The 19,008-nt window shown below is 68.2% G+C and carries 14 protein-coding genes; 6 read left to right on the top strand and 8 right to left on the bottom strand.

The annotated features are described in order from the left end of the window. Positions 1–62: 62 nt before the first annotated feature. From B4920_RS05420 to B4920_RS05410, 3 genes are all read right to left on the bottom strand, one after another. On the bottom strand, positions 63–860 hold the full coding sequence (locus tag B4920_RS05420; protein WP_079433596.1) for a caspase family protein: 798 nt from the start codon (positions 858–860) through the stop codon (positions 63–65). A gap of 109 nt (positions 861–969) precedes the next feature. Further along, positions 970–1,929, bottom strand: coding sequence for a DNA-binding protein YbiB (ybiB, locus tag B4920_RS05415; RefSeq protein ID WP_079433595.1), 960 nt, complete (start codon positions 1,927–1,929; stop codon positions 970–972). Between the two features lie 84 nt (positions 1,930–2,013). Continuing rightward, entirely contained in the window at positions 2,014–2,925 is a 912-nt protein-coding gene (locus B4920_RS05410) for a hypothetical protein (protein ID WP_079433594.1), read from the bottom strand. 181 nt (positions 2,926–3,106) lie between these two features. On the opposite strand from B4920_RS05410, the gene B4920_RS05405 reads away from it, so the two are divergent. The 5 genes from B4920_RS05405 to B4920_RS05385 all read left to right on the top strand — a co-directional run bounded on the left by B4920_RS05405 (position 3,107) and on the right by B4920_RS05385 (position 7,210). Then, on the top strand, positions 3,107–4,252 hold the full coding sequence (locus B4920_RS05405; protein WP_216819753.1) for a sorbosone dehydrogenase family protein: 1,146 nt from the start codon (positions 3,107–3,109) through the stop codon (positions 4,250–4,252). Positions 4,253–4,328: 76 nt separating this feature from the next. Further along, a complete protein-coding gene (locus tag B4920_RS05400) occupies positions 4,329–5,201 on the top strand; it encodes an NAD(P)-dependent oxidoreductase (RefSeq protein WP_079433592.1) in 873 nt (290 codons plus the stop codon). 2 nt (positions 5,202–5,203) lie between these two features. Next, positions 5,204–6,073: an NAD(P)-dependent oxidoreductase gene (locus B4920_RS05395; RefSeq protein WP_079433697.1), complete on the top strand. Its 870-nt coding sequence runs from the start codon at positions 5,204–5,206 to the stop codon at positions 6,071–6,073. A 2-nt stretch (positions 6,074–6,075) separates the two neighbouring features. Beyond that, positions 6,076–6,615, top strand: coding sequence for an LEA type 2 family protein (locus B4920_RS05390; protein WP_161493242.1), 540 nt, complete (start codon positions 6,076–6,078; stop codon positions 6,613–6,615). Between the two features lie 127 nt (positions 6,616–6,742). Then, positions 6,743–7,210 carry a glycine zipper 2TM domain-containing protein gene (locus tag B4920_RS05385; protein ID WP_079433590.1) on the top strand — a complete coding sequence of 156 codons (468 nt, stop codon included), beginning with the start codon at positions 6,743–6,745 and terminating at the stop codon, positions 7,208–7,210. A 3-nt stretch (positions 7,211–7,213) separates the two neighbouring features. Here the strand turns inward: B4920_RS05385 and B4920_RS05380 are convergent, their stop codons facing one another. The 5 genes from B4920_RS05380 to mtnA all read right to left on the bottom strand — a co-directional run bounded on the left by B4920_RS05380 (position 7,214) and on the right by mtnA (position 17,714). After that, the gene (locus B4920_RS05380; RefSeq protein ID WP_079433589.1) at positions 7,214–10,021 is read right to left on the bottom strand and encodes a bifunctional diguanylate cyclase/phosphodiesterase; all 2,808 of its coding nucleotides are present in this window, start codon (positions 10,019–10,021) and stop codon (positions 7,214–7,216) included. Positions 10,022–10,112: 91 nt separating this feature from the next. After that, positions 10,113–11,267 (bottom strand): HD-GYP domain-containing protein, encoded by a 1,155-nt coding sequence (locus tag B4920_RS05375; protein ID WP_079433588.1) that lies wholly within the window; start codon positions 11,265–11,267, stop codon positions 10,113–10,115. Positions 11,268–11,291: 24 nt separating this feature from the next. Then, a complete protein-coding gene (locus B4920_RS05370; RefSeq protein WP_079433587.1) occupies positions 11,292–15,938 on the bottom strand; it encodes a response regulator in 4,647 nt (1,548 codons plus the stop codon). Between the two features lie 11 nt (positions 15,939–15,949). Beyond that, positions 15,950–16,636 carry a class II aldolase/adducin family protein gene (locus tag B4920_RS05365; RefSeq protein ID WP_079433586.1) on the bottom strand — a complete coding sequence of 229 codons (687 nt, stop codon included), beginning with the start codon at positions 16,634–16,636 and terminating at the stop codon, positions 15,950–15,952. 22 nt (positions 16,637–16,658) lie between these two features. Next, positions 16,659–17,714: an S-methyl-5-thioribose-1-phosphate isomerase gene (gene mtnA, locus B4920_RS05360; protein ID WP_079433585.1), complete on the bottom strand. Its 1,056-nt coding sequence runs from the start codon at positions 17,712–17,714 to the stop codon at positions 16,659–16,661. Between the two features lie 109 nt (positions 17,715–17,823). On the opposite strand from mtnA, the gene B4920_RS05355 reads away from it, so the two are divergent. Further along, positions 17,824–18,984 (top strand): pyridoxal phosphate-dependent aminotransferase, encoded by a 1,161-nt coding sequence (locus B4920_RS05355; protein ID WP_079433584.1) that lies wholly within the window; start codon positions 17,824–17,826, stop codon positions 18,982–18,984. Positions 18,985–19,008: the final 24 nt, after the last annotated feature.

The following is a 19,008-nucleotide window of genomic DNA, read 5'->3' as shown; positions in this document are numbered from 1 at the left end:
AGGCTGCCGCGCACCAGGAGTGGGCGTGGCCGCCTCGGCGTAAGGTCGTGGAAGGTCGCTGCTCAGGAGAACACCTTCCAGGATCGAGCCGTCCGGGTGCCGAAGATCTGCGGGTTCTGCGGCAGCTGGTTGGTCGGCAGGAAGCCCGGCGTGATCTTCTTGAACCAGTCCTGGTAGCTGGCGGAGGCCGGCAGCGAGGCCAGCGCCTTCAGCGCATAGTAGGTGAAGGCCCCGTTCGGTCGGCCCTTGAAGCTGGTGTCCCAGCTGAACTGGCTGTCGGTACAGCCGGCCAGCAGCAGGTCGCCGCCGCTGCGCGACAGGCCGCCAGAGGTGGGCAGCTTGGCGACGCGGGGGGCCGGCAGGTCGGCGGCCTTCATCCATGCCTCGGGAGGCAGGAAGCGGGCGCGGGGCAGGCCTGGGTCGAGGTCGAGCGAGTTGCCGCGGGTGACGCTACCCGAATGGCAGCTGTCGGAAATCAGCACCACCCGTACGCCGGTGGCGTGGTGGGTGAAGATTGGTGCGATCTCGTCGTCCAGCAGCACGTTGCCCGAACCGATGTCCCACGGGCACAAGCCCTCGTCGCGGCCGTCCGGTTCGTCGCCGTTCTGGTCCGGCACCCAGGTGCCGTGGCCGGAGTAAGTGATGATGAGCGAGTCGCCCTTGGCCGCGCCGCCGATCAGGTCGGTCATGGCGCCCAGCATGGCGGCCTTGGTAGCCTGAGCGTCGAGCAATTTGGTGACCGCAAAGCCGCGCGCGGCGAGTCCGGCGGCCCAGTCGGTGGCGTCATTGACACAGCCGCTCAGGTCATTCTGGGTGCCCGGATAGTCGTTGATGCCGATGCACAAGGCTTTCTTGGCCATGATTCTTCTCCCGCATGTGGTTGTCTGGGCCATGCCGGTATCGGCCGGGCAGCCGTCCGTTACATTGCTTTGGCATGGCCTTTGGATTTAAGCACGGGAGCCGGAAAGGTCAACGCTTGCCTGTGCCGCTCTCCGATCCGCGCTGCTGGCGGGGGACGCGGCTGAGTTCCCGCAGGGCGCCGACCTGATCGAGGATGGGCTGGGGTATCGCGACCTCTCCGGACAGCATGGCGCGGATCAGCGCGGCGTTGGCGGTCACTTCCGGATCGTCGGCGCGCCCTTCGACCGGCGGTGCGCCGCCCTCCTCGGCCGGGAAGGCGACCTGCGCGCTGCCGTTCACGAAGACTTCCAGTCGCGGCCGGCGGCGCGGATTGGCGAAGGCTTCACCCTCGGTGCCGCGCAGCAGCATCGATACGCCGCCGGTGGCGACCAGGTGCTGGTGGATGCGCTCCAGGTACTCCGGGTGAGTCATCGATGCGACTCGCACGCTGTGGCCCGGCGCCGGATCGAGCAGCTTGGCCAGGGTGTGGCCGCTGTTGCGCACGCCGAGGCGCGGGCGCAGGGCGAGCAGCGGCGCCAGCCCGGGCGCGAGGATTTCCAGCGGCAGGCAGGCCAGATGGCTGTCGGCGAGCTGGGCCTCGGCATCGGCGATGTTCGCCGCCGGGTGGATGTCGAGCGCGGCCAGCAGTTCGAAGGGGCTGACCCGGCTGTCGAAGTCATGGCGACCCTGGATCAGCACCGGGACGCCTTCCCGCGCCAGCAGCAGGGCCAGCAGGGGCATCAGGTTGGCCTGCCGGCGGGCGCCGTTGTAGGTGGGCAGCACGACCACGCGGGGGCCGGCCGGGACGCGGACGTGGGTTGTGCGGGCGTCGAGAGCGCGCTGAAAGCCCAGCAACTCGTCGGGGGATTCGGCCTTGATGCGCATCGACAGGATGATGGCGCCCAGTTCGAGGTCAGGCACGCGGCCGTCCAGCATGTCGCCGAACAGGGCTTCGGCCTGGTCGATGGTGAGGGGTTTGGAGCCTTTCGGCCCGCGGCCGATCTCCTTGATGAAAGGGGCGTAGGACATGGGAGTTGAGCGCGTATCGGTGGATGACGGCGGAAGTGTAGCGGATGCGCCGGCCCGGCTGGCGACGCCACCTCGCGTCAAGGCCTAGGACTTGACCGGCACGATTTCCAGCGTGATGTCCTGGACTGGCAGGCGGGCTACTCCTTGCGGGCTCGTCGCCTCGTCCGCGCGGGACGCGACGCGGGCAAACTGGAAGCCGGCCAGACCGGCCAGCGAAAACTGCAGGCTCCCCAGCTCCTGCTTGAGGCTGGCATCGAGGAAAGTCAGCTTGGCGCCCAGCGGGCTGGCCGGCTTGCCTTCGGCCAGCCGTTTCAGCACAAAATCGCGCCACTCCGGATAGTTGCGCCCGCCGATCGTCAGCACGAGGGGTGAGCAGCGTGCGATGCCGTAGTAGGGCAGGAGTTCGCGAAACTCGCCAACCTTGCGGGTCGCGATGTCGCGGGTCAGATCGAGGCCGTCGATCTTCAGGACGCCGTCGGTGGGCAGACCGTCCACGCTCAGCCTGAAGGTGGAGACGAGCCACGGGCGTTGCTTGGCGCCGACGGGCAGCTTCTGCGGGCCGCCGGACGGAAGTGCCGCGATCCTCTCGGGCTGCAGGACGGCGCGGACCACGTAGGGATCCTTCTGGGCGGCCGAGCAGGGGGGAAAGTGCAGTTCGGTGAGCACACAGCCGGCCAGCTGGAAGCCTTCCTGGATATGGCCGTTGGGGTCCGCGCGCAGCACTTCCAGGTCGAGCTGGCGATGGCCGCCATCGATCAGTTCTTGCACCCACTTCGCCAGCGGCGGAAAGGACTGCGGCTGCAGGGACAGGGTCAGCTGGCCAAGGACTGGCTCGCCGATCTGGATGTCGGTTCTCGACGCAGGCTGGCCGGAGCCTGGCTCATGTACCGACCAGCTGATGTCGGGGAGGGTGCAGTCCACCAGCGGCAGGAGGTTGCCTTCGAGGTTCAGGTAGCTGCCTCCGGTTGCGTTGAGCGCGAGGGCACGTTCGGCCATGATGGTCTCTCCCTGGTAGTGAGGCGCCGCGCGGTTGCGCAGCCCTCGCGTCCAAGATAGATCCCGGAGGGGGGAAAGACAATGACGATGTCACGGGTGCGGGCTGGGTGCCGTGGCCGGTGGCGGCGCGACATCTGTCACGGCATGCTGGAGGCCGATGCGAACTGCAAGGGAGAGGGATGTGAGGTCTGGTTTCTGGCAAGTCATGCGGCGCGGGGCTGCGCTGCTGAGTGCGGGGTTCTGTGTTTCGGCGCTGGCCGCGCCGCAGGTGGACACGCTGCGCCTGCCACCGGGCTTCCGGGTCGAGGTGCTCACCGATCAGGTACCCAACGCCCGGGGCATGACGTTGGGCGACTTCGCCGACGGGCGCGGCGTGGTCTATGTGGGCAGCCGCAATGCGGGCAAGGTCTATGGGGTGGAGATCGACAAGGGGCGGGCGAAGCGTGTGCATACCCTGGCCAGCGGACTGGAGCAGCCGGTCGGCGTGGCCTACCGGGATGGCAGCCTGTTCGTATCGGCAGTGTCGCGCATCGTCGCCCTCGACGGCATCGGCCGCCGCCTGGACAAGCCGCCCGTGCCCAGAGAGCTGAATGTCCGCTTTCCCACCGAGACGCACCATGGCTGGAAGTTCATCGCCTTCGGGCCGGATGGCTGGCTCTACGTGCCGGTTGGTGCGCCGTGCAACATCTGCGAACCGGATGAGCGGCGCTACGCCAACATCCAGCGTCTCCGCCCGGACGGCAGCGGCGCCGAGGTGGTGGCACGCGGCGTCCGCAACACCGTGGGCTTCGACTGGAACCCAGTCGACGGCAGCCTGTGGTTCACCGACAACGGCCGCGACATGCTCGGCGACGAGCTGCCGTCCGACGAGCTCAACCGGGTCGCGAAGAGCGGTGAGCATTTCGGCTATCCGTACTGCCACCAGGGTGATATTGCCGATCCGGAGTTCGGCGCCAAGCGGGCATGCCGGGAATTCACTCCGCCGGTCGCCAAGCTGGGTGCCCACGTGGCGGCGCTGGGCATGCGTTTCTACACCGGCCAGATGTTCCCGGCGGCCTACCGCAACAGCATCTTCATCGCCGAGCATGGTTCGTGGAACCGCAGCCGCAAGTCCGGCTACCGCATCGTACGGGTGGAAGTGGACAAGGCCGGCAAGGCACTGCGCCAGGAGGTTTTTGCCGAAGGCTGGCTGCAGGTCGATGCCGGCGGCCAGGAGCAGGTGTGGGGGCGGCCCGCCGACGTGCTGGTGCTGCCGGACGGTTCACTGCTGATCAGCGACGATCAGGCCGGTGCAATCTACCGGGTGAGCTACGGCGGCGGGTCGTAAGCGCGCATTTCCCCCGATTGCATCGTCGGGCGGCGGCGGCTAGGCTGCGTCCTTTTCGGTTGCGAGGACGCAAGCAATGAAAGTCGGTTTCATCGGTCTGGGCATCATGGGGCGCCCGATGGCGCTCAACCTCCTCAAGGGTGGCTACGACGTGACCGTATGGGCGCGCCGCGCCGAATCCATGGCCCCGCTGCTGGAAGCCGGCGCCAAGGGGGGAGCCAACGCAGCAGCGGTGGCGGCGGCCTGTGACGTGGTGTTCTCGATGGTGGCGGACGCCGCCGACGTGGAGCAGGTCGCCCTTGGAGCTGGTGGCGTGGCGGAAGGCGCCAAGGCCGGGCTGGTTTACGTGGACATGAGCACCATCGCGCCGGCCGCCGCCCAGTCGATTGCGGCACGGCTCGCCGAGCGGGGCGTGACGATGCTCGACGCGCCGGTGTCCGGCGGTGAGGTCGGGGCGATCAACGGCGGGCTGACCATCATGGTCGGTGGTGACGAGACTGCCTTCGAGACCGTCAAGCCACTGTTCGCCTGCCTGGGCAAGGCCGCCACACTGATCGGCGGGCCCGGCGCCGGTCAGGTCGCCAAGGCCTGCAACCAGATCCTCACCGGTGTCGGCGTGATGGCGGTGGCCGAGGCCTTCAACTTCGCCCGCAAGAGCGGTGTCGATGCCGGCCGTGTGCGCGAGGCGCTGCTCGGCGGTTTCGCCTACAGCCGCATCCTGGAGAACCACGGCCAGCGCATGCTCGACCGCAACTTCAAACCGGGCTTCAAGGCCTGGATGCACCAGAAGGACATGAACATCGTCATGCAGGAAGCACACCGCCTCGGCCTGATGCTGCCGAGCAGCGCGGCCACGGCCCAGCTCTTCAATGCGCTGGTCGGCAGCGGCATGGGCGAGGAGGATTCCATCGCTGCCCTCAAGCTGCTGGAAAACCTGTCGGGAGAATGACGGTGCGGGTCGGATTTGTCGGGCTGGGCGTGATGGGCCGGCCGATGGCCGGCCACCTGCTGGCGGCCGGCCACGAGCTGACAGTGTGGGCGCGGCGGCCGGAATCGGCGGCGCCGCTGGTGGAAGCCGGCGCGCAGGCCTGCGCGACGCCCGCTGAACTGGCGAGCCGCTGCGAGGTGGTGATCTCGGTGGTGACGGCCAGCGCCGACGTGGAGAATCTGGCCCTCGGTGCGGACGGTCTCATCGCAGGCTTCGCGCCGGGCGGCATCCATGTGGACATGAGCACCATCGCACCGGGCACGGCCCGCAAGGTGGCGGCCCGCTATGCGGAGTGCGGCATCGGCTGGCTGGATGCGCCGGTGTCCGGCGGCGAGATCGGCGCGCGGGATGCGACGCTGGCGATCATGGCCGGCGGTGAGGCGGCCGTGCTGGAGCGTGTCCGCCCGCTGTTTGCGGCGCTGGGCAAGACGGTGGTGCACATCGGCCCGGCCGGCGCCGGCCAGGTGGCCAAGGCCTGCAACCAGATGATCATGGTCAATGCGATCCAGGCCTGCGCCGAGGCGATGCGCCTGGCCGGTGCCCACGGCGTGGACCTGGCCCGCGTGCGCGAAGCCCTGCTGGGCGGTTCGGCCGGTTCGCGGGTGCTCGACGTGATGGGCGAGCGCATGGCCCGGCGGGACTTCGTCGCCGGCATCCAGTCGCGGCTGCATCACAAGGATTTCGCTATCCTGATGGAAGAGGCCCGTCAGCTTGGCGCGCCGCTTCCGGTGGCGGCCCAGACCTGGCAGCAGCTCAACGCGCTGATGGCGCTGGGCGGTGGCCGGGACGATACGGCGAGCCTGCTGAAGGTGCTCGAACCCACGGGAGAATGATTGTGACGACGCCAATTTCACGCCGACGCTTCGCCCTGTTGCTGGGGGCTGCAGTGGGTGCGAGCGTGCTGGGGGGCTGCGCCGGGCTGACGCTGGGCCTGAAGAAGCCCGAGGTCAAGGTGGCCGGCATCCGCTTGCTGGACGCCGGTCTGTTCGAGCAGCGCTTCGTGGTGAGCCTGCGCATCACCAACCCGAACAATGCCGAAATTCCCATCGAAGGCCTCGACGTCAATGTGGACATCAATGGCCAGCCCTTTGCGCACGGGGTCAGCAATCAGGCGGTGGTGGTGCCGCGGCTCGGCGAGGCGGTGCTGGAGGTGACCGCCACGACCGGGCTGGACAAGCTGCTGCGCCAGTTCGGCGAGCTGGGGCGGGGTCGCGACAAGGTCGATTACCGCATCCGCGGGCGGCTGGTGACCGGCAATCTGGGCGGCTTCGACTTCGACAAAAACGGCGAAGTGGCTTTCCCGAAGATCTTCGGCGGCAGCAACGGCTCGAAGTCCGAGCCCGCGCCCGAGAAGGGGCCGTCGGAGACTTTCTGAGCCGTGGCAGGGTGCGCTTACAAACCAACATGGGCTTACATTCCGCCTGCCAACGCCGGGCGGTCAGTCGCGTTATTTCCTGCAAGGGGCGGCACTCGTACCGCCCGATCCAAGCAGGAGTAGAACGATGAAAAAGCTCATGATCCCGGCCGTCCTGGCCGCCACCGTGTTCAGCGCCAACGCCTTTGCCGACCATGGTTGGGATGACGACGATCACTGCGACCATCGTTATCGTCACGGGGGCCGCCCGGTGGTGGTCTATGAGCAGCCTCAGGTGGTGTACCAGGCGCCGCCGGCCGTCTATCAGGCTCCGCCGCAGGTGGTGTACCGGGAACGCATCGTCTATCGCGACCGGCCGGTTTACTATGCCCAGCCGCAGCCGGAGGCCTATTACCCGCCCCAGTATCCGTCCCAGCCGGCCGTGGCCTATCCGCGCTACGACGGTAACCGGGTGGTCGGCCAGGCGGTCGGCGCGCTGGCCGGCGGGGTGATCGGCAACCAGATCGGCCGGGGCAGTGGCCGGGTGGCAGCCACCGCAGTCGGTGCAGTGCTGGGCAGCGTGGTCGGCAGCCGGATGGCTGGCTATCCCTACTGATGGTCAGATCGGCGTCAGCGAGACCAGCCGCGAGGCACGCAGGCTGCGCAGCATGGCGGTCATGTCGGTGGCGCTGATCGGCCGGCTGCACAGATAGCCCTGATAGGCATCGCAGCGCCAGCGGCGAAGCAGGGCCAGCTGCGCCTCGGTCTCCACGCCTTCGGCGATCACTTCGAGGCGCAGCGTGTGGGCCATCGCGACGATGGTCTGGGCGATGGCCGCGTCGTCGGGTTCGCTGACGATGTCCTTGATGAAGGAACGGTCGATCTTCAGCCGGTCGATCGGGAAGCGCTTGAGGTTGGCGAGGCTTGAGTAGCCGGTGCCGAAGTCGTCCACCGACAGCTGCAGACCGAGCTTCTTGCATTCGGCCAGCAGGCTGCGGGTGTGCTCAGGGTTGCGCATCACCAGGCTTTCGGTCAATTCCAGGTCCAGGTAGGCGGGGGGCAGGCGCGCGTCGGCCAGCGCAGACTTGATGGTGTCGAGCAGGCCGGCGTCGTCGAACTGGCGGGCCGACAGATTGACGCCCACCGGCACACGACAGATGCCTTCCTGCAGCCAGGCGTGGTTCTGCCTGCAGGCCTCGTGGAGGACCCACGCCCCGATCGGCACGATCAGGCCGCATTCTTCGGCGATCGGGATGAACACGTCGGGCGGCACCATCGTGCCGTCCGGCTGGCGCCAGCGGATCAGCGCCTCAAGGCCGATCAACTCGCCGGACAGGGTGTCCACCTGCGGCTGGTAGAAGAGCTCCAGCTGGTTGGCCTCGAGGGCCTGGCGCAGGCGGTTTTCCAGTTCGAGGCGTTCGCTGTAGCGTGCCGACAGACTGTGGTCGAAGAACTGGTAATTGTTGCGGCCGCGTTCCTTGGCCAGGTACATCGCGGCGTCGGCGTTCTTGATCAGCGCATTGCCGTCGAGGCCGTCGCTCGGGTAGAGCGCGATGCCGATGCTCGGGGTCACCGTGCATTGCTGGCCCGACAGGTCGAAGGGGCGGGCCAGGCTGGTGAGGATGCGCTCGGCCACGTCTTCGGGCATGGAGCCTTCCTCCAGGTCGCCGAGCACCACCACGAACTCGTCGCCGCCGGTGCGCGCCACCAGGTCGCCGTCGCGGACGCAGGCGCGCAGGCGCTGGGCGACCAGCAGCAGCAGCTGGTCGCCGGCCTGGTGGCCGAGGGTGTCATTGACGAACTTGAAGCGGTCCAGGTCGGTGAACAGCACCGCTACGCCCCGTTGCAACTGGGTTGCCTGGCAGATGGCCTCGGCCAGGTGTTCGTTGAGCAGGGTGCGGTTGGGCAGCGAGGTGAGGTTGTCGTAGTGGGCCAGGTGGCGGATGCGGCTCTCGGCCGCCCGCCGCTGAGTGATGTCGGCGATGATGCCGAGATAGCCGCGGATCTGTTTCTTGCCGTCGCGCACCACCGAGATGGCGATGTTGGCCGGGAAGATGCTGCCGTCCCGGCGGCGCAGATTGATCTCCCGGGGTTCCGGACTATTGCTGGCGCTGGCCTCTTCGGCGAGGGCGGCGAAGCCGTTGCTGCGGTGGGCGAGGGTCCAGCGGGCGATGTCCTCGGCGGTGTGGAAGATCAGCGGGGTTTCCTGGCCAACCAGCTCGTCGGCCGAATGGCCGAAGAGGTGTTCGGCGGCCGGGTTGACGACGCGGATGATGCCGTTGGAGTCGGTGTAGACGATGGCGTATTCGGCGCAGTCCAGGATGGCCCGTTGCAGCGAGGTGGTTTCCCGCAGCAGCGCTTCCGAACGGGCATGTTTCTCGACCTCGGTTTCCAGCAGACGGTTGGTCTCGCCGAGGGCCTTGACGTATTGTCCGAGGGCGTCGTTGGCGTCGGCCAGCGCGAGGGTTTTCTCGGTAACCTGCTGGCGGATCGCCTCGGCGCGGGTTTGCAGCACATACAGGATCAGGGCCGCCAGCACACCGAGGGACAGGCCGGAAAAGAGCTTGGCGCCGGCCTCGGGGCTGGGCTCATCGATCGGTCCGGCACCATCCGGTGCGGCGATCAGCAGCCAGCGGCGGTCGTAGAGGGGAATCGCGTCGGCGTAGGATTGGTCGTTCAGGCGGTAGCCCGGGGTGGCAAACAGCCGCCGAGCGCTGTCGTTCGCGTCGATGAGTTCGAACTCGACCGGTGGGCGGCCACCGCTTGCTGTCGTCGGGGCGAGCATTTCGTCAAGCAGGCGGTCCAGTGGAATCTCGATGAAAATCAGTTCCCGGGCCGCCGTACGGGGCGTTGCGAAGGGTTTCAGGGGGGCGAGCAGCAGGAGGTTGTTGCCGTCGCTGCCGTCATCCCGGCGCACTCCATGTATCCGGCTGGCGACGCCTTCCTCGCCCTTGGCCGCATGAGTGATCAGTTGGCGGAGGTCGGCACGCTCGTGCTCGTCCGGAATGCGGGAGGCGGTGAGGAAGGAAGGCCCCGCCGCAGCCTTGCCGTCCGGCAGAGCGGCAACGCCGATCACCGGGTCGGCGCCGTTCAGGCGGAGGATGCCGAGCCGGCTGATTTCCGGATGATGGGCCAGCAGCGGCGCGACGAAGTCGGCAAATTCACGCTGATCGGTCTGCGGGGTCTGGGCCGCATGGCGGCGCAGGACTTCGCTGAGGGTGACCAGGCCTTCCGTGCGGTCACGCAGCTGAGCCATTTGCTGCCGGGCCAGCTGCTGAAAGCGGACGCCGGCTGCTTCGCGCTCCTCGCGGATCGTGCTGTGGTAGCTGTTTAGCGTGAAGGCCAGGGCCAGGGTAAAGACGAGTACAGCCAGCCCGTAGCGGCGAAACACGTCGACAACCTGAGCGGATGTCGTGCTGCGGGTCATCAAGTCTCCTGAAGGATGGACGGGATCTCTCTGGGCGGATCCTCGGCTCCCTTAACGGTCGCAGTCGGCCAATCTTGAACGCCGGGCCGGCTTAGCCTTCGTCGAAAACCTGGCGCAGCCGCTCCGCCTCCTGCTCGTGGTCCACCTCCACGTCGGCGAAGCGCTGGGCGATGATGCGGAATTCTTCCTGTAACTCGACGAAGGCATCGAGGATGTCCGGATCGAAGTGCGTGCCACGTCCCTGGCGTAACAGTTCGCTGGCTTCGTCGTGGGTGAAGGCTGGCTTGTAGACGCGTTTGCTGATCAGCGCATCGTAGACGTCGGCGACCGCCATCAGGCGGGCCGACAGCGGGATGCGCTCGCCGGCGAGACCTTGCGGGTAGCCGCTGCCGTCCCATTTTTCCTGGTGGGCATGGGCGATTTCCTTGGCGTAGCGCAGAAAGCTGGCCGACAGGCCGAACAGGGATGCCGCCTTGCTGATGGCTTCCAGGCCGAGGGTGGTGTGGGTCTTCATGATCTCGAACTCGGCCGGGGTCAGGCGGCCGGGCTTGAGGAGGATGCGGTCGGGGATGCCGACCTTGCCGATGTCGTGCAGCGGTGCCGATTTGTACATCAGCTCGATGTTCTCGTCGCTCAGCTCGGCGGTGAAGCGCGGGTGACGCTGCAGGTGGCGGGCGAGGCTGCGTACGTACATCTGTGTGCGCCGGATGTGGTTGCCGGTTTCGTTGTCGCGGGTTTCGGCCAGCGAGGCCATGGCGACGATGGTGGCGTCCTGCATCAGGCCCAGTTCGCGGGTCCGGCGTACGACCTCCTGCTCCAGGTAGGCGTTGCGGTCGCGCAGGAAGTCGCTGGCGGTCTTCAGCGTCAGGTGGTTGCGAATCCGTGTGAGGACCAGCGGCGGGCTGATCGGCTTGGTGATGTAGTCCACCGCGCCCGCGTCGAAGCCGAGCTGTTCGTCCACTTCCTCGTTGCGGATGGTCAGGAAGATCACCGGGATGCTGGCGGTCTGCGGGTCGCTCATCAGGCGCCGGCATACCTCGTAGCCGTCGATGTCCGGCATCGTCACGTCGAGCAGGATCAGGTCGGGCTGCGGGGTGCTGGCTGCCAGTGCCAGTGCGCGGGCGCCGTTGGTGGCGATGCGGGTGCGGAAGTCGGCGCGATGCAGGCAGTGGACGATCGGCTCGATGGAGTCCGGAGCGTCATCGACAACGAGGATCAGCGGGTTGCGGGGATCGGTGGAAGGCATCGGTGGGGAGGCTCCGGGCGGGTGTCACGCGCCAGTCGGCTGGGTGTGCGGGGATAGGCAGGCCAAGGCCTGATCATAATCGTAAGCCTGCAGTGCGCTGGCGATTTCTCCGGCGACTTCATTGCCGAGACGGGCACTGAGGTCGGCACGCATCTGTTTGAAGTGGGTCGGTGCGGTGCCGTCGGCGGTTTCGAGGAGGCGCGCCAGTTGCCACAGCGCCATGTCGAACGCTTCGTCGCTGAGTCTTGTGCCGGGGTCGGTTTCCTCTTCCGGTGGCAGCGTGCGGACCAGCAGTGCCTGCAGGGCAGTCAGTTCGTTGCGCAGCACAGCCAGCGTCGCGTCGGTGCTGCGGCCGTTGCGCAGGGCCATTTCGACGGCGGCGGCGGCCTCTTGCAGGACGGTGGCACCGAGGTTGGCCGCGGTGCCGCGCAACGTGTGGGCAAGGCGTTCGGCGGTGGCGAGGTCGCCGGCCGCCAGGGCGGCATCGATGCGCTGCGGGCAGTCGGCCTGGCTGCGGGTGAAGTGGCGCAGCAGCGCAAGATATTCGGCGGCGTCGTTGCCGACCCGGCGCAGGGCTGCCGCCACGTTGAGGCCGGGCAGCGGCGGCAGGCCGTCGGTGGCCGGCGCCAGTGGGGCGAGGGCGGCGCATCCGCCACGGGTATGGCGCAGGATTGCCTCGACCAGGTGTTCGAGGACGATGGGCTTGGCCACATGGTCGTTCATGCCGGCCTCGAGGCAGCGCCGGCGCTGGTCGACCATCGCATGGGCGGTCATGGCAATCACCGGGAGGCGGGCCAGGCGCGGATTGCGGCGGATCCGGCGGGTGGCCTCGAGGCCATCCATCTCGGGCATCTGCAGGTCCATGAGCACCACGTCGAAGGCGTCCGGCATGGTGTTGAGGGTGTCGACGGCGATCCGCCCGTTGTCGGCCACCCCGACGTGGGCGCCAAGCCGCTCGAGGATGCCGCAGGCGATCTGCTGGTTGATGTCATTGTCTTCGACGACGAGTACGCGCAGGCCGGCGAGGCTGGGGGACTGGGCGAGCGCGCCGCGGGCGGGCGCCGCCGCGTCGGAGCCGAAGGCCTCGACGATGGCGTCGAGAAGCGTGGAGGCGGTGGCGGGCTTGTGCAGATAGCCGTCGGCGCCGGCCTCGATGGCCTCGGCCGAGGTGTTGTCGTCGCCGAAGGCAGTCAGCAGGATCACCGTTGGCGGCGAGGCCAGGCTGCGGTCCTGCTTGATGCGGCGGGTGGCCTCGATGCCGTTCTGGTCGGGCATGCGCAGATCCATCAGCACCAGCCCGAAGCGGTCGCCGCCATCGGCCCGGCGCACCAAGGCCACGGCTTCTGCCGCGGAGGGTACGGCCTCGCAACGGAAGGGAAAGTTGCGCAGCAGGTCGAGTAGCACCGTGCGGGCCACCGGGTGGTCGTCCACCACCAATACCCGCAGGCCTTCGAGCACGCCGGGCAGGGCGCGCGGAGCACGGGGTTCGGCGAGTTCGAAGCGGATGTCGAAGCTGAAGCAGCTGCCTTCGCCAAGGGTGCTGCTGACGTCGAGCCGGCCGCCCATCAGCTCGACCAGATGGCGGGAGATGGACAGACCCAGTCCGGTGCCGCCGAAACGGCGGGTCATCGAATCGTCCGCCTGGGCGAAGGCTTCGAACAGGCGGTCGAGCTGCTCGGTGCTCATGCCGATACCGGTGTCGCGGACGGCGAAGCGCAGGGTGGCATGGCGTGGGGCCCGTTCGGTGACGCCAACCTGGACGCTCACCTCACCTTTTTCGGTGAACTTGACCGCGTTGCCGACCAGGTTGGTCAGAACCTGGCCGAGGCGCAACGGGTCGCCGACCAGGTCCTGGGGAACGTCCGGCCCGAGCTGCAGCAGCAGTTCGAGGGATTTTTCGCGGGCCTTCTGGCCGACGAAGGTGAGCACGTTGTCGAGCACCTGGTCGAGGGCGAATGCGACCTGTTCGAGGCTCAGCTTGCCGGCCTCGATCTTCGAGAAGTCGAGGATGTCATTCACCACGTGCAGCAGGGCGGTGCCGGCGGTGTGGATCTTGGTCACGTAGTCGTGCTGGCGCGGCGGCAGCTCGGTGCCCAGGCACAGGCTGGCGAGGCCGATGATGGCGTTCATCGGCGTGCGGATCTCGTGGCTCATGTTGGCCAGGAAGCGGGCCTTGGATTCCGTTGCTTCCTCGGCGAGGCGCTTGGCCTCGCGCAGGGTTTGGACGGACTGGCGGTAGAGGGCGAGATCCTCGAAGACCCAGATGCAGTCGGTGATCTCACCGTTGTCCTGAGCCAGGCCGCTGACCGACAGGCCGACCCACAGGGGCTCGCCGCTGCGCCGGCGGAGCTGGCATTCGCGCCGCCAGACGCCGTTGGCGCGCAGCGCATCCCATTGTTCGGCATGGAACTCGAAGGGCAGTCCGTGGGCGTCGAGCAGGTCGGGCCGGGTGCCGTGCAGGTCGTCGGCGCTGAAGCCGCAGACCTGGCAGAAGCGCGGGTTGGCGTACTGGATCGCGCCGCCCGGCGAGGTGATGACGAGCATCGAAGGGCTCTGTTCGACGGCCAGGGAGAGCTTGCGCAGCTCCTGCTCGGCTTCCTTGCGGGCGGTGATGTCGTAGCTCCAGCTGATCAGGGCCGGTGCGCCCCTCATCTCGATCTGCTCCATGGTCATCAGGGTCCAGAACGGCCGGCCGTCGATGTTCTGGAACTCGATTTCCATGTCGCGCACCGGCCGGCCGTCGCGCAGGCGGCCGAGGGCCCGCTCGCCCACGGACGGGTCGCGGAACCAGCCGGTGACGGGGCGTTGCATGAAGCTCTGCATGTCGGTGCCGGCCAGCACCAGGGCCCGTGTGTTGGCGAACAGCGGCGTGCCGTCGGGGCGGTTGATGACCACCGCGATCGGGCTCGATTCGAGCATGCGGCGGCTCCACTCGTCAGCGGCGCGCGCCTCGCGTTCGGCGGCCTTCTGGGCCGAGATGTCCACGATGACGCCGAGCAGCCCGCCGGGCTCGCCATTGGCCAGGCGGAAGCCCGACACCCAGTAGAGGGCGTCGTGCTCGCGGCCGTCGGCGAAAGCGATGCGGGTTTCGGTATGGGCGGTGCCGGCGCTGGAGATGACCCGCAGGTCCTCCTCGTGATAGGCCATGCGTTCGGTGGGGCGCAGGTAGGGCAGCTCGAGGACGGTCTTGCCGCGCAGGAAGCCGCGGGTCGTGCCGAAAGCTTCCTCGTAGGCCCTGTTGCAGCCGAGAAAGCGCGCGTCGGGGCCTTTGTAGAATACCGGGTTGGGCAGGGCGTCGAGGAGCACTTCGATGAACAGCAGCTGGTTGGCCACTGCCTGGGTCTTTTCCTCCAGCTGATGGGTGCGTTCGTCGACCTTTTCCTCCAGCCCGTTGCGGGCCTGGATCAGTTCGTCGGCGGCCCGCTGCAGCTGGATGCGCATGTTCTCCTGGGATTCGGCCAGTCCGGCGATCTCCCGCCAGGGGGTGTCGATGGGGGCGCCGGGCGACAGGTCGAGCCGGCCGATGCGCTCGCTGCGTTCGACCAGGGTGGCCAAATCGCTTTCAATGCGGCGCGAAACGCGACGGGCCAGGTGGGCGGCAGTCAGCGCCGTGGCGATGATCAGGAGCAGGAGTACCGGGGCGACGTCGCGCAGGCGGGCCGGAATGAAGTCGGCTTCGCGGGCAAAGCCGCCGATCCACCATTGCTGGCTGCCCAGTTGAACCGGGAGGAACTCCGCCAGCCAGGTCTCGTTCTCGTTGTCGAAGCGGAAGATCTTCTCGCTTTGTCGCTCGCTATCCAGCCAGTGGGCGTAGCCGTGGGTGAGAAAGTCCACATTGAGTTCGGCCGCCGGGCGGAGGATGGCGCCACGCCGGTCGGCCAGGTTGGCGAAGCGCGGGTAGCGCGGCACGCCGACCACTTCGCCGGCCGCGGTGAGCACGGCGCTGCCGCCCCGTTCGCCGACCGGGGTGTCCACGGTCAGCATGGACAGGTCGGCGAGCTGGATCTCGAAGGCGAGGACGTGGGCCTTGCCGTCGGGGGCCGTCCAGCGGGTCGCGATGGCGATGCCGCCGTCGCCGTCGGGCGTGCTGCGGTAAGGCCGGGTCCAGGCCAGCGGATCGGCGGTCGGCGCCTGCATGGCGGTTTCGAACCACGGACGCTTGCGTGGATCGTCCCGTCCCTCGCCGGCCTGCTCGCGCAGCAGCTTGCCGGAGGTCGACCAGTCCAGCCAGCGGCTGCCACCGACTCGGCCCACCGGTGGTGTGAGGCGGTTGTGCCAGCCTTCGCCATCCCGCTGCAGGCTGAGCGCCCGCCCGTCGGCGGTGGCCATGTGGATCGAGGTGATCAGCGTCCCGGCGGTCAGTGCGGGCAGCAGCGCGCTGTTGAAGGCTTCGATGTTGTCGAAATCGAGCCGGCCGGCTTCGCCGCGGGCACGCGCCGTGCGAAGTTCGATTTCGATATTGCGGAAGCGCCGCTCCACCTCGGCATGGACCTGCCGGGTGGTGAGATCGAGCTGGACCCGTGCCAGGGTCTGGGTGGCCGGTGCGACGACGAGGTAGTGGAAGGCGCCGCCGAAGATCAGCAGGCAGGCCGCGAAGACGACCGACATCCGCCACAGGAGACTGCGCGCAAGGCGTTGCCGCGGTGCGGCGCTGGGGTTCGGAGGGGGCATCGGCCGGGGGGTCAGTCCAGATCGGAGGGAGGCGGGTTGATGAGGCCGGGGCCGTTGGCTGCCTGGGCCTGGCCGTAGCTTTTGAACCGGGCGATGACTGCGGCCATTTCGACCGGACCGAGGACGGCTGGCGTGCCGAGCTGACAGGCGCGCCAGTACTGTTCGCAGAGGGTTTCGAATTCGATGGCGAGGGCCAGCGTGTGGCGAAGGTCTCCACCGAACACCAGCATGCCGTGGTTGGCCAGCAGGCAGGCGTTGCGATTCTCCAGCGCGGTCAGCGCGGAGGCGGACAGGGCCTGAGTGCCGAAGGTCGCGTAGGGGGCGCAGCGGATGCTGTCGCCGCCGAAGCGGGCGATCATGTAGTGGAAGGCCGGAATGTCGCGCCGGTGGCAGGCCAGGGCGGTGGCAAACGAGGAGTGGGCGTGAAGGACCGCGCCGGCTTCCGGCCGGGCGGCGAAGATGTCGCGGTGGATGCGCCACTCGCTGGAAGGTGCATAGGGGCCGCTCCAGCTCCCGTCCATCGCCACCAGGGCCATGTCGTCGCCGGTGCAGTCCTCGTAGGGGCGACCGCTGGGGGTGATCAGGAAGCCTCGCGCACAGCGCACGCTGGCGTTGCCTGCGGTGCCGGCATTGAGTCCGCTGGCAGCCATGCTGCGTGCGGTGGCGAGCAGACCTTCGCGAAGTACGTTTTCGTTCATCAGAGGCCTCCTGAGGACCGGATCATCGGCGGGCTAGCGGGCCCAGCGCATCGGGCGGGCAGACGCCCAAATCGGTGATTATGCCATCCAGCAATGGTGCGGGCGTGACGTCGAAAGCCGGATTGCATGCGATCGCGCGGGGTTGTGCCAGCTGCACCCGGTGGACTTCGCCGTCCTCGCCGAGACCGCTGATTGCCCGCACTTCGTCGGCGCTGCGTTCCTCGATCGGGATGTGGCGTCCGTCCGGACAGTTGAAGTCGATGGTGGAGCACGGTGCGGCCACGTAGAACGGCACCTGGTGGGCGGCGGCGGCCAGGGCCTTGAGGTAGGTGCCGACCTTGTTGGCGGTGTCGCCGTTGGCGGCGATGCGGTCGGCGCCGACGATCACGCCATCGACGCGGCCTTCGGCCATCAGCCAGCCGGCGGCGTTATCGGCGATCAGGGTGTGGGGCACGCCGGCGCGGGCCAGTTCCCAGGCGGTCAGCAGGCCCTGGTTGCGCGGGCGGGTCTCGCTGACCCACACATGGACCGGCAGCCCGGCGGCGTGGGCCGCATAGATCGGCGCCAGCGCGGTGCCATGGCCGCAGGTGGCGAGCCAGCCGGCATTGCAGTGGGTCATCAGCTGCAGCGGGCGATCGCCGGCGCCCGGCAGCTGGCGCAGCAGTTCGAGGCCGTACTGGCCGATGGCGGCGTTGGCAGCGGCGTCGCCGGCGCGGATCGCCTCGGCCTCGGCCCAGGCGGCGGCGCTGCGTGCGCCGGCCGGCAGCGGGGCGAGCGCCGTGTGCATGCGGTCCAGCGCCCAGTGCAGGTTGACGGCGGTGGGGCGGGTCTGGCGCAGGCAGGCGTCGGCGGCCTGCAGTGCGGTGTCCGAGCCGTCTTCGCGCAGGGCCAATGCAATGCCGAAGGCGGCGGTGGCGCCGATCAGCGGGGCGCCGCGCACCTGCATGTCGCGGATCGCGGTGGCGGCATCGGCCAGGCTGTCGAGGCGGAGGAAGACTTCCCGGTAGGGCAGGCGGGTCTGGTCGAGAATCACGACCTGGTCGCCGTCGCGGCGCAGGGTGGGGCAGGTGTCGGACACGGTGGTTCCTCGTTGAATGGCGGTCCGATTGTAGCGGCGCCCCGGCCCGGTTGGCTCTGAGGCTATCCATCTGCCAGAATCGGCGGGCCTGTTTCGGAGTGTATTTGCGATGCCGTCCTTTCCCGCGCCCCTCGTTTCCCGTCTGCCCGAAGTGGGGACGACGGTGTTCACCGTGATGTCCCGCCTGGCCCAGGAGTGCGGGGCGATCAACCTGTCTCAGGGCTTTCCCGACTTCAGTGCCGAAGATGTGCTGTTCGAGCGGGTCGCCTACTGGATGCGCAGCGGCCACAATCAGTACGCGCCGATGGCCGGCATGCCGGCGCTGCGGGCAGCGATCGCCGCCAAGGTGCAGGACTTGTACGGCGCGAGCTACGATCCGGAGCACGAGATCACGGTGACCGCCGGCGCCACCCAGGCCTTGTTCACGGCGGTGGCGGCGTTGGTACACCCAGGCGACGAGGTGATCGTTTTCGAGCCGGTCTACGATTCCTATGTGCCGGCCATCACGCTGCAGGGCGGCGTGGTGCGCCGCGCCCGCCTGGCCGCGCCGGATTACCGGCCCGACTGGGATGCGGTGCAGGCGCTGGTCACGCCGCGCACGCGGATGATCATGATCAACACGCCGCACAACCCCACCGGCACCGTGTGGTCGGCGGCCGACCTGCAGCGGCTGGCGGAGATCACCCGCGGCACTGGCATCGTGGTGATGGCCGACGAGGTGTATGAGCACATCGTCTTCGACGGCGCCCGCCACGAGAGCGCTGCCCGCTACCCGGAGCTGGCCGAACGCAGCGTCATCGTCTCCAGTTTCGGCAAGACCTACCACGTCACCGGCTGGAAGGTGGGCTACGTGCTGGCGCCGCAGGCGCTGATGGCGGAATTCCGCAAGGTGCATCAGTTCAACGTGTTCACCGTCAATACGCCGGTGCAGCTGGCGCTGGCCGATTACATGGCCGATGCCGGGCGCCATCTGCGTCTGGCCGCCTTCTACCAGGAAAAGCGCGACTTCTTCCGGCGCGGGCTGGCCGCGACGCGTTTCGAGCTGCTGCCCTGTGCCGGCACCTACTTCCAGACCGCCCGCTATACGGCGATTGCCGACCTGCCCGATACCGATTTTGTCGAGTGGCTGACCCGCGAGGTCGGCGTGGCGGCCATTCCGCTGTCGGCATTCTTCGGCGACGGCCGGGATGAAAAGGTGATCCGCTTCTGCTTCGCCAAGCGCGACGAGACCCTGGAGGCGGCTTTCGAGCGCCTCGGACGCTTCTGCTAAACTGGCCCGGAATTCTCCGGAGGC

This window comes from Zoogloea sp. LCSB751, from assembly GCF_002028455.1.
GTDB lineage: Bacteria > Pseudomonadota > Gammaproteobacteria > Burkholderiales > Rhodocyclaceae > Zoogloea.
The sequence above is the reverse complement of the archived record's forward strand: the minus strand, read 5'-3'. Positions and strand labels throughout refer to the sequence as shown.